This is a genomic window from Pseudoalteromonas sp. OF7H-1 (assembly GCF_022347825.1).
GTDB classification, from domain to species: Bacteria; Pseudomonadota; Gammaproteobacteria; order Enterobacterales; family Alteromonadaceae; genus Pseudoalteromonas; species Pseudoalteromonas maricaloris.
The window spans coordinates 465,541-476,428 of sequence record NZ_JAKRFX010000001.1 but is presented as its reverse complement, the minus strand read 5'-3'; the positions used below and the strand labels follow the sequence as shown (position 1 = coordinate 476,428).

12 protein-coding genes and 7 tRNA genes are annotated in these 10,888 nt (G+C 43.4%); 5 read left to right on the top strand and 14 right to left on the bottom strand.

Annotation, left to right across the window (positions count from 1 at the left end; genetic code table 11):
* Positions 1-216: 216 nt before the first annotated feature.
* From MHN30_RS02180 to dnaQ, 9 genes are all read right to left on the bottom strand, one after another.
* A tRNA-Asp gene (locus tag MHN30_RS02180) sits at positions 217-293 on the bottom strand.
* Positions 294-322: 29 nt separating this feature from the next.
* Positions 323-399: transfer RNA gene (locus MHN30_RS02175), tRNA-Asp, on the bottom strand.
* Between the two features lie 41 nt (positions 400-440).
* Positions 441-517, bottom strand: a tRNA-Asp gene (locus MHN30_RS02170).
* 49 nt (positions 518-566) lie between these two features.
* Positions 567-643: transfer RNA gene (locus MHN30_RS02165), tRNA-Asp, on the bottom strand.
* 32 nt (positions 644-675) lie between these two features.
* Positions 676-752 (bottom strand) — tRNA-Asp (locus tag MHN30_RS02160).
* Between the two features lie 32 nt (positions 753-784).
* A tRNA-Asp gene (locus MHN30_RS02155) sits at positions 785-861 on the bottom strand.
* Positions 862-891: 30 nt separating this feature from the next.
* Positions 892-968 (bottom strand) — tRNA-Asp (locus tag MHN30_RS02150).
* A 110-nt stretch (positions 969-1,078) separates the two neighbouring features.
* Entirely contained in the window at positions 1,079-2,449 is a 1,371-nt protein-coding gene (locus MHN30_RS02145) for a TIGR03503 family protein (RefSeq protein WP_239357696.1), read from the bottom strand.
* Between the two features lie 99 nt (positions 2,450-2,548).
* A complete protein-coding gene (dnaQ, locus tag MHN30_RS02140) occupies positions 2,549-3,259 on the bottom strand; it encodes a DNA polymerase III subunit epsilon (protein ID WP_017216195.1) in 711 nt (236 codons plus the stop codon).
* Positions 3,260-3,328: 69 nt separating this feature from the next.
* Between dnaQ and rnhA the strand changes: the two genes are divergently transcribed.
* A complete protein-coding gene (gene rnhA, locus MHN30_RS02135; RefSeq protein WP_045989215.1) occupies positions 3,329-3,799 on the top strand; it encodes a ribonuclease HI in 471 nt (156 codons plus the stop codon).
* Positions 3,800-3,860: 61 nt separating this feature from the next.
* Here rnhA and MHN30_RS02130 read toward each other — a convergent pair whose 3' ends face one another.
* The gene (locus tag MHN30_RS02130) at positions 3,861-4,610 is read right to left on the bottom strand and encodes a methyltransferase domain-containing protein (RefSeq protein ID WP_045989216.1); all 750 of its coding nucleotides are present in this window, start codon (positions 4,608-4,610) and stop codon (positions 3,861-3,863) included.
* A 52-nt stretch (positions 4,611-4,662) separates the two neighbouring features.
* Between MHN30_RS02130 and gloB the strand changes: the two genes are divergently transcribed.
* Together gloB and MHN30_RS02120 are read left to right on the top strand one after the other, a co-directional pair.
* On the top strand, positions 4,663-5,430 hold the full coding sequence (gene gloB, locus MHN30_RS02125; RefSeq protein ID WP_045989217.1) for a hydroxyacylglutathione hydrolase: 768 nt from the start codon (positions 4,663-4,665) through the stop codon (positions 5,428-5,430).
* Between the two features lie 227 nt (positions 5,431-5,657).
* On the top strand, positions 5,658-7,232 hold the full coding sequence (locus tag MHN30_RS02120; RefSeq protein ID WP_045989218.1) for a LysM peptidoglycan-binding domain-containing protein: 1,575 nt from the start codon (positions 5,658-5,660) through the stop codon (positions 7,230-7,232).
* A gap of 220 nt (positions 7,233-7,452) precedes the next feature.
* On the opposite strand, the gene MHN30_RS02115 is transcribed toward MHN30_RS02120, so the two are convergent.
* The 4 genes from MHN30_RS02115 to MHN30_RS02100 form a co-directional block, all read right to left on the bottom strand.
* A complete protein-coding gene (locus MHN30_RS02115; RefSeq protein WP_039496929.1) occupies positions 7,453-7,653 on the bottom strand; it encodes a hypothetical protein in 201 nt (66 codons plus the stop codon).
* Between the two features lie 205 nt (positions 7,654-7,858).
* Positions 7,859-8,302 carry a flavodoxin gene (locus tag MHN30_RS02110; RefSeq protein ID WP_017216198.1) on the bottom strand — a complete coding sequence of 148 codons (444 nt, stop codon included), beginning with the start codon at positions 8,300-8,302 and terminating at the stop codon, positions 7,859-7,861.
* A complete protein-coding gene (gene truC, locus MHN30_RS02105) occupies positions 8,302-9,036 on the bottom strand; it encodes a tRNA pseudouridine(65) synthase TruC (RefSeq protein WP_039496924.1) in 735 nt (244 codons plus the stop codon). The genes MHN30_RS02110 and truC overlap by 1 nt, the downstream gene beginning before the upstream one ends.
* Positions 9,036-9,353: a YqcC family protein gene (locus MHN30_RS02100; RefSeq protein WP_039496923.1), complete on the bottom strand. Its 318-nt coding sequence runs from the start codon at positions 9,351-9,353 to the stop codon at positions 9,036-9,038. The genes truC and MHN30_RS02100 overlap by 1 nt, the downstream gene beginning before the upstream one ends.
* A gap of 158 nt (positions 9,354-9,511) precedes the next feature.
* On the opposite strand from MHN30_RS02100, the gene MHN30_RS02095 reads away from it, so the two are divergent.
* On the top strand, positions 9,512-10,540 hold the full coding sequence (locus MHN30_RS02095) for a DUF3549 family protein (protein ID WP_130125977.1): 1,029 nt from the start codon (positions 9,512-9,514) through the stop codon (positions 10,538-10,540).
* Complete coding sequence (locus tag MHN30_RS02090) at positions 10,541-10,846, top strand: DUF3301 domain-containing protein (protein WP_039496919.1); 306 nt, start codon at positions 10,541-10,543, stop codon at positions 10,844-10,846.
* Positions 10,847-10,888: the final 42 nt, after the last annotated feature.

Genomic DNA, 10,888 nt, shown 5'->3' with positions numbered 1-10,888 from the left:
CCGCAGCCCCCGGCGTGACATGCCGCTTTCTCTAAGGCAACAGCTAACCAACTGAACTACCACTTCGCTGCAACTGGCAAAGTTATAACGACATTATTATAAGCTTATGTTGAAAAATGAGTTACTTAACAGTGATGACAAGGGAAAGACTAAAGAAAATGAGCTATTTGATTTTTGATTTTGCTCAAGGAAGCTTGCTTAGAAGAAAATGCAAACTGGCGGAGTGGACGGGACTCGAACCCGCGACCCCCGGCGTGACAGGCCGGTATTCTAACCAACTGAACTACCACTCCGCAGTGATAGATTTGCAAGATATCTTAAATGGCGGAGTGGACGGGACTCGAACCCGCGACCCCCGGCGTGACAGGCCGGTATTCTAACCAACTGAACTACCACTCCGCAGAGATATCTTAATGACATTATTTTACTCGTTTTAGTGTTGGCGGAGTGGACGGGACTCGAACCCGCGACCCCCGGCGTGACAGGCCGGTATTCTAACCAACTGAACTACCACTCCAGCGAGTAAACAAGCTGTCATAAAGCTTGAATATAGTTATGCGATACATTGGCGGAGTGGACGGGACTCGAACCCGCGACCCCCGGCGTGACAGGCCGGTATTCTAACCAACTGAACTACCACTCCACTGAGTATTCGCATTTTTTGCTTCGAAGTGTTGGCGGAGTGGACGGGACTCGAACCCGCGACCCCCGGCGTGACAGGCCGGTATTCTAACCAACTGAACTACCACTCCATAAGAAGCAAATGCACGTTTGTAATAAGTATTGGCGGAGTGGACGGGACTCGAACCCGCGACCCCCGGCGTGACAGGCCGGTATTCTAACCAACTGAACTACCACTCCAGCGCGACTTATTGATACTACGAAGAAATTTGGCGGAGTGGACGGGACTCGAACCCGCGACCCCCGGCGTGACAGGCCGGTATTCTAACCAACTGAACTACCACTCCGCGTCATATTCTTGCAGTATTTGCTGTAAGGTGTGCTCCCTGACAGCGGCGTGAATAATACGAATGACCCCCTCATGAGTCAACCGTTTTTTGAAAAAAAACCGTGTTTTTTAGTTATCTTTCATTGAAAGGTTCAAAATATCACCTGATTTATCATTTTTTGAACCATTCCCTGCTGCGTTATTTTCAGATGGTCCTAAATCATCAAGATCAATCACTTCTTCGGTTTTCTTAAATGGATTCTTTGGCATTGGTACTTTTAGTCTAATTGGCTTTTTTTGCACCAGAATACGAATGGCTAACCAACCGAGCAATAATACAACTAAGTTACCAGCAACAATAATACTGACTAATAGCGCTGTGCTTATTGTCGGCTCTGGTTCTGGCTCAGGTTGTTTCACTGCTGGTAACGCAGCGGCTTCCAATTCAGGCACTTTTTCAATGGGTCTTTCAATTTCAAAATTGTAATTTGGCAGTGTTGCCATAAACTCACGGCCATTGATATTTTCACCAAATGCGGAGATTTCTACACTATAACGCCCCCAATCATAATTCTTGATTGGCAGCTGACGATAAAGCCGCTCTTCTGCATCTAAGGTAAACATCTGCTCTTCACCATTAGGGTAGAAAATTTTGCCCTGTAGCAATATGGTCTCAGGTTTCACAACCGTGTCGTCTATCGTAATAGTAAGGCCATGTTCAAGCTCGTTTTCACCCGCTAGCATCAATTCAAAGTTGAATGGCGGCTCAGCGATAACAATAGGTGATTTGATCACTCTTCTTTTTAGAATGGGCGTTTCAATGAAGAATTCAGGCTGCCACTCTCCCGCTGGAAAGTTTAATTTAAACTCACCAGTAAAAATTCCATCCAAGGGTCTTTCATCAAACTCTCGACCATCATCTTTAAAGTCGGTCACGCTTTGCGTACCTGCACCAAAGTTGGCATATTCATCGTTATTGGTACTAGAGAACTCCACATACAAAGTCACAACATCCCGGAAGTAACCCACATCTATCTGTTTGCCATCATTAGTCACGCGCCCTGTTACTTTCAGCACTTCACCACGGAATAATAGTGGGGGCAAAGCTTCAACTTCGAGTTCAATGTCACCAAGCACCATTATGCGGCTGTTTTTTTGGATCTGTCCGATGACTTGCCAAGGGCCTGGCGTTGGGTTCTTTAGAATGATCAAGTCATAACTGACTTCGTCATACCATTGCAGTGCATCATTATCCAGTGAACTGGTCGCATAATATTTACTACCATCAGGCTTCACCAGTACCACGGCGGGAGCGCCAGGAGCGCGAAAAAACAGTAAAGTGATCTCTTCAATATTATAATCAATGCGAAAACGGTTATCTAAAAGAGGGATTTCATTTACCTTACCGTCCCGCTGCAACATCGTTATCTGTGGTGTTTGAGCGCCAACAACCGTACTTACTAGCAGTACAAACCCCAAGAACAGCTGTTTTAGATTCATGCATTAACCCTACATTGCGTTGATGGCCTGAGTGATCTTTTTTGGGATAAAGCCCCTAGTTAAGCGTCTACTCCACCCCAACGATACCGATTATATTCATTATTGTTGCCACAGACTTTGTCCACAAGCTTTGTTTACAAGCTCTAAACGTTCTGTATGTGCTTGTTCTTCATCGGCAGAAGCACGTAAAACTTTAAGTGCAGGGCGATTGCTGTCTAAACGAATAATGCCACCGGCTGAGTTAGCCTGTTCACCTTTATTTTGATTCGCCAAATTCAGCTTTTTTTGGCCTCCCGTCATCGACAGGTAAACATCAGCAAGGATCTCAGAATCCAGTAAAGCGCCGTGCAGCGTACGCTTTGAGTTATCGATATCGTAGCGACGGCAAAGCGCATCTAGACTGTTCTTCTGGCCCGGATGAAGATCCCTTGCCATCACCAAAGTATCTAGCACTTGGCAATAGTCATGGGTCGCCGGAAAGCCTTGGTTTAACTTAGCAAACTCATGGTCCATAAAGCCGACGTCGAACGGCGCGTTATGAATGACGAGCTCAGCCCCTTTAATATAGTCAAAAAACTCTTGCGCAATTTGATGGAAAAAAGGTTTATCACGTAAAAATTCGTTGGTGATACCGTGAACATCAATGGCTTCTTCTTCAATATCGCGCTGAGGGTTAATATATACGTGGAAGTTATTCCCCGTTAGTCTGCGATTGACTAGCTCAACACAACCAATTTCAATGATCCTGTGCCCTGCTTTAGGATCAATACCTGTGGTTTCTGTATCCAGTACTATTTGCCGTGTGTGCATATCGTTGCTCGCTTAACTTTGCTATTATTTTGCCCTATTCGCACATTTTACATAAAAATAGGCAATTCAGTGCAAAAAACCGTAGAGATTTATACCGATGGCTCGTGTTTAGGCAATCCAGGTCCAGGTGGTTATGGTGTTTACCTTTCCTATCAAGGACATGAAAAAGAAATGAGTGCAGGGTATAAACTCACAACCAATAATAGAATGGAAATGCTTGCGGCTATTGTTGCACTCGAAACATTAAAGCGTCCCTGCGATATTATTCTGTATACCGACAGCCAATATGTTAAGCAAGGCATTGAGTCTTGGCTTGAAAATTGGAAAAAGCGCAATTGGAAAACCGCAGCCAAACAACCAGTAAAAAATGTCGATTTATGGCAAAGACTGGACGCTGCCACCAGCCGACATACGATCCAATGGCGCTGGGTAAAAGGCCACGCTGGAAATAAATACAATGAGCTTGTTGATGACTTAGCGCGTGAAGCGGCTTCAGGTTCAAACCTACTTGTAGATGAAGGCTACGAAGCCGGTATTTAATACGCCTCTAAAAGCAATGTTCCTGTACCTACTCCATCAATGGTTACCTCAAGTCACAAAGCTAATCTTTATCTTGACAGGTTTGCCTGAGTCCAGCCCCTTTCACAGCGGGTGTCCACTTAGGCTTTACATGCCACTTGGGTTTGATTGGAGTGAGCGGCATCACCCGCTTTCTTGCCACCAACATATACACGCTTCCCATCGGCTTTAAGTAATGACGACAAAAGCGGCGCCATGGCGCAAAACGAGAAAGCCTCGAGCCTCGCGCTAAAGACGCATAGATAAAGCGCTCGTCACCAACAATCTCAAACCCGAGTAAATCTAGCCAATCCTTCACCCGCGATGGAGTAAAGAAGCGCCCTGACCAAGGTAGTTTTTCTTTACTAAAGGGAAGCATTTGGGCCACACCACATAAACTAAAGGGATTGAAACCGGAGATCACAATATAACCACCGGGAATAAGTGTGCGATGGGCTTCGCGTAGAATATGATGCGGATCAGAATGATACTCTAAACACTGGCTTAAAATACAAGCATCGACTGAGTTTTCGTAAAAAGGTAGCTCGTCAATTTCAGCAAATACCCCGACATGTTTACCTTGTGGGGCAACACAAACTTGATGCTTAATCGGGCTGGCAGAGGTATTCATTTGACCGCTCAAACAGCCGAGTTTTAGCATGTGATAACCAAACATTCTTGGTAGCCATTCATCCAGTCGTTTTTGGATCCCCACTTTTAAATATTCACCGTGAGGAAAGTCTTGCCACTCATCGGGTTTGGGTCCTTGTAAAAAACTTAACGCTGGTTTCATTTACTAAGCTCGTTATACTGGTGTTATTAATCACTTTATAGAGCATTGCGTTATGGTGCAAGTCGATGCAATCAAAGCATTTGATGACAATTATATCTGGGTGATAAAAGACCCTCTAAGTTCAAACTGTTGGGTAATTGACCCCGGTGACGAACAACCTGTTTTAGATTACCTCGCCAAATTTGATTTAACACTCCAAGGCATATTAGTCACCCATCACCATTGGGATCATACTGATGGCATTGCCCCGCTTTTATTACACTTTCCTAGCTTAACAGTCTACGGGCCTAAAAATGGTAAATATAAAGGCATTACTCATGGCCTTAGTGAACACGATAAGATCACACTTTTTGATACCACGCTGAACATTATCGCCACCCCAGGACACACGTTAGACCATATCTGTTATGTAAATGATGAGCTGGCTTTTACGGGGGATACCTTATTCAATGCAGGCTGCGGCAGGCTTTTTGAGGGAACACCAAGCCAAATGTGGCGCTCCTTTGAAAAGCTACTCACCCTACCTGACACATGTAAAGTGTATTGCACGCACGAGTACACGCTCGCGAATCTTGCTTTTGCTGAGGCTGTAGAGCCCACTAACCAAGCACTAATCCAGTATCACCAACAAGCAAAATCACTACGTGCCAATAACGAGCGCACAGTACCTACAACTATTGAACAACAAAAAGCAATCAATCCATTTGTGCGTGCCGCAAATGAAGCCATTCTCACCCAAGTACCAACGCAATTTATCGCGCCAGAAAATACACCAGAAGCTCGTTTTAGTGCATTGAGAAAATGGAAGGATAACTTCTAAAATATTCAATAGTGACCTAATGTAACGCCAAAATGACGCTTTTTTGGCGCACTTGCATGGGAAGTATTGAATAAATTATCCATTTTCTTTGCGACACCGCCAAAGATAAGCATTTCTAACGATTTTTAGGAAGTCGAAATAAAATAATAAAGAAGCTTTAAATGCTGATACAAACTCGGTAATATTGCCGAGTTTTTGTCCGAACCCCCAAGCAAAAGAACGCATTTATGAAAAAGCTCGCCTTTATTATTGCATCAACAGCAATATTAAGTGGTTGTGAAATCACACAAGAAACCCCATTGGAAACTGCAACTGAACAAGTGAAGCAGGCCAACTTAGATCACGCGAGCCCTTATGATATCTCTCAAACACTCAGTACCTCATGGCAAGACGAAGATGAAGATGCTGTGCCTGTATTTGATGATGTATGGGAGCGGATCCGTTATCAGTTATCTATCGAAGTACCACAAAATAGACCGGTTGTCGCCGAACGTAATTACTATCAACGTCACCAAGCCTATTTAGACCGTATTGCAAAACGTGCAGAGCCTTACCTCTACTACATTGTTGAAGAAGTAGAAAAGCGCAATATGCCGGTAGAAATCGCGTTGTTACCTATTGTAGAAAGCGCATTCGATCCATTTGGCTATTCTCACCGCACCGCTTCCGGTATTTGGCAATTTATGCCACAAACCGGTGAACGCTTTAACCTTAAACAAAATTGGTGGTATGACGGTCGTCGCGATATTATCGCGTCAACGCAAGCGGCGCTTGATTATCTCACCTATCTCCATAAAACACTGGAAGGCGATTGGTTAAACGCAATTGCAGCTTACAACTCAGGTGAAGGCCGATTGCTCAATGCAATCCGAAAAAATCGTAAAAAGCATTTGCCTACCGATTTTTGGTCTCTCGATTTACCTCGCGAAACCACAGCGTATGTGCCTAAATTACTTGCCTTATCCGACCTCTTAAAACGCTCAGATGAGTTTAAGGTCGCGTGGCAACCCATAATCAATGCCCAAGTTGTTGATACCGTTGAGGTAGGATCACAAATTGATTTAGCACTTGCCGCTGAAATGGCTGATATATCTTTAACTGAACTCTATCGCCTAAATCCAGGGTTTAATCGTTGGGCCACCGATCCAGATGGTCCACACCAGTTATTATTACCCATGGAAAAGGTTGACGCTTTTCAAGAGAAATTAGCTAAAACTGAAGTAAAAGATCGACTGCGTTGGCAATATTATACGGTGCAAAAAGGAGATAGCCTGTCGGTCGTTGCGACTAAGTTTAATACTAGTATCGGCGCCATTCGCTCACTCAATAGCATCAATGGCAATATGATCCGTGTTGGCCAAAAGTTATTGGTGCCACTCAGTGATGGCGAATTGCAAAGTGAGCATTTACCGCCAGAAGTGCGCCTTGCCGCCAACAAGGTAACCAAGAAAAAGCTCAGCCACACGGTAAAGTCAGGCGATACATTGTGGGATATCAGCCGCGAATATGATGTGACGGTTAAGCAATTAGCTAGCTGGAATAAGTTAAAAACCAATGCGGTTTTACGCCTTGGACAAAAGCTTACCGTCTTTAAAGATGAAAAAGCAGCGACTCAAACCGTCCTCGTCAACACCGAGCGCACAATCACTTATAAAGTGCGTAAAGGCGACTCACTAGCACGTATCGCCACTAAATTTAACGTTAGCGTGAATGAAATCGTCAAATGGAACAACTTGACTGGACAGAAGTACCTGCAGCCAGGTCAGAAATTAAAACTGAAAGTTCAGACGAAACGTGTTTAGCGCTAAGGTATAGAGTTAAAAAATAAAAATCCAATATCAGTGATGATATTGGATTTTTACATATTAAAGCAGCTCTTTTGACTCACTTTTCCTTAAAAATTACGACAGTACTATCGTTTAAATACACAGTGTTGCAACGTCGCTTACAGCTGATTTAAACCAAAAAATTTGGTTAGACTTCGGTACTAATTAAAGGAAATTTCATAAAGAACTGATATCGTTAATACATTATTGGCGTACCACCAATCCTCCTGCAAATTCTCGATGCGTTATCCGCGTCTCGATAATCAGTAAAAGAGTCAGCCCATAACAACTCACCATTTTTGTAACATTCAAGGTAAATTTCTTCGAATGCGGTAGCATTAGACGACATCGCGGTGGCAAAAATAGCAGATACAGCAAATAGAATCGGTTTAATCATTATTTTTTCCTTTTCATTATTTTGAACTTTATAATTTCGGTTATTTTTCATACAACCAAGACTAATGTCACACAACGTAACCAGAATGTAAATATTTATGTTTTTTTGGTCACTATGATTATGCTGATGAGTTTGCTATTTAAGCAGGCAACGCGACCTATTAAGCCGCGTAAATTGAAAGGTAATGCTGAACAGAAGATAAAACCTAAAGGTTTTTTGCCAATGCTTGAAGCCAAGGCTCAGCAGGCTCCCAAGGCTCAAAATATTCACATGCATCGATGTCTAAGCGCGGCTGTGCTCGAGTGGCGTTCAACTCTTCAATCAGGGCATCAATTTGCTTTCCAGCACCACAATAAGTATCGCCATAACTAGAATCCCCCAATGCGATGACCGCTACTTTCTTGCCCGTTAGCATCGGAAATTCGCTTTGCATTTGCAAAAATAAAGGCAACAAGTTATCGGGAATATCACCAGATCCGGTAGTGGAAGAAATAAATAAAATGTTTTCAGCTTGCGTTACATCAGCGATGGAAGCAGGTTCAATAACACTTGCCTCATGACCCGATTTATTCAAAAACTCAGCACTGTCGTTTGCCAAGTTTTCAGCATTGCCGTACATACTTCCCACAAAAATCGAAACTTTTGCCATTATTTATAATCCTTCTCGTTGTCTGACCAGCCGAGCTGAGCGAAGACAGCCAATGCTTCTTCCCCCAAATCCGCGGTAATTGAAATCGTCGTGTTGTTATAAGGATGTACAAATTCCAATTTAGTTGCAAATAACATCAACCGACGTAAGCCAAAATGATCGACAAAAAAGTGGTTGTGTTTATTATCACCATGATTGACATCACCTATAATCGGATGTGCTAAATAGTTGAGGTGACGCCTAATTTGGTGTTTTCTACCCGTTTTAGGGAAGCACTCCACCAACGAGTAGCGGATACTTGGATACTTACCAAAAGGAATTGGCAAGCTACCCTGCAATAAACAATTTATCTGTGTTTGCGCTTCCTGCGGAGCTTTATCCTGACAGGCAAACTTATCAGCGATTTTATCAAGTTCTTCTTTGAGTGGTCTGTCGACGAATCTAGATTCAGGAGCAAACCCGCGAACAAGCGCTAAATAGCGTTTTTGAATATTACCGCTAATAAAGACTTCATTCATGTCTCGCGCGGCCTCAGAGCTTAGCGCAAACAGCAGCACGCCCGATGTTGGTCTATCTAAACGGTGAACGGGGAAAACATGTTGACCAAGTTGATCACGCAGCATTTGCATCGCAAATTGTGTTTCTCGCTTATCCAAAAACGAGCGATGAACCAATAACCCTGACGGCTTATTTATCGCAACATAATGCGCATCTTGATATAAGATCTCAAGCATTACGCGCTCTTTGCAATTGTATTATCAAGGTTTTTTAAGCACTGATGCACCGCATTAAAATAAAGATGTTCACTCAGCACCATTTCAGCCATTGGCGCAATCGCCATATTTTCCGGTAATGCTTCACCACTTTCTACCATTGTTCGCATTTTGTCCAAGAATACAAATTGCAACCACTGCGCGAAGGTCATCGTATCGCAGCAAAATGGCTCCGTAGAGGTAAGTGCCTTAGCCGAAATTGGCTCGTCTTGCCAAAGACCCGTTGCTTTTAAACAAGTCTCTAGTTCATCTAACTGAATCAATAATTCCGAATTCATCGGTTCTGTCTCTTTCTCAATTTTTTACATTATAGCAATTTGCATTATTTAGGAGCTAGCCAATTCTCTCAAGTACACCTTTTTCATAGGCTTATCAGCGCACCTAAAAGTAGCTATAATTGCCGCTATTGAAAATATAAGTAACATATAGAGCATTCATGACAGCGCAAATTTCAACTTTAGGTGAATTACTAACAAACGCCGGTACGCAGTGGCGAGTCTATGATCTGGGTCGACGTATCACAAAAATAGATAAGAAGCAGTTTGCGCAAATCGAGAATACTCAAGTCCCTTATCCGTATCCGCTTGGTGGTCATGCCATCATGGCAATTCAATTTTGGGATAATGAGGCGACAGTTGATCCTTATGTTTGGTTTTTAAAATTTCCACTGGATGAGCAAAGCAAGCTCATTATCGCCAGCCGTGATCACTTTGCCTCCATGGTACTCGAAGCATTAGGTACACAACTCACGGGTGAAGCTGCTCAAGGGAAACTTGATAACAACCCTTATGTCTTCACGCCAAATGCGAACAAACTCGCTGCATTCAATGCGCTATTAAAGCGTGAGCTTAATCGTCCGGCTTCTCAATATTACGAGCACGCCGAACTCTACTTTTCGGGCAAGCTTGGGTTCGAGCGCTGGCAAGAAATAGCACTACAAGGTATTGCTGACTTTGCCCTACGTCTAGACCACGGTCATAACGCGAGCAACCTACAACAGGCCTGGTCTGTTTTGCCAGCAGAAGTTAAGACACCATTAGCCGCAATGCTTGAACACGTTACCATCTCAACATCTCAAACCGAAGACTTTGTAGCCGCTTTAACCCATGCATGCCAACAGCAAGATAAGGACGCCGTCGTCACTAATTTACGTGCAATGTCGGGAAGTCACGCGCTTGGTCTCATCGCACATGCCGTAGACGCCATTTTAGCATCTGAGTTGGGATCAGATGCAGATTGCTTACTCACTATTGCAGGGCGTGCTTGGGAGACACTAACCGACCAGCAAAGGCTCTTTACCTATATGGAAAAAGCCGCTGAGAATAATCAAATCGATGGACTTTTCAGCAGTATTTTCGCAGACTTAGTTGCAATACCTATGTTACGCCCACATGTTTTAGGGATTATTAGAGCAGAAAATCGCAGTGAAACTCTGTCTCGTGCAATTGGAAGGTTATTTTCTTAAATGACAACGCTTTGGCTTTTTATCATCGTTTCATCTGTTATCGCGCTATTTTGGTATAGCCGCCAGATCGCAGAAGCGGCAAATAGGCATGCACAGCATCAAGCCGAAAGTTTGCAAGTGCAACTGTTAAGTGTCGCCTGTATTAAGCGCCGTTTTGGGGTATTAAAAGACGGTAAACTTGGAATAAAAAGCCAATTTATGTTTGAGTTTAGTTCAGATGGCGAGTCAGCCTATCAAGGTAAGCTTTACTTAGAAAATGAACGATTAGTCAAAAAAGAATTGCCCGCCTATAAAATCGCAAGTTAATTCGGTAAGTGCGAAAGTAGGCACTTAAATTCATATGAATAC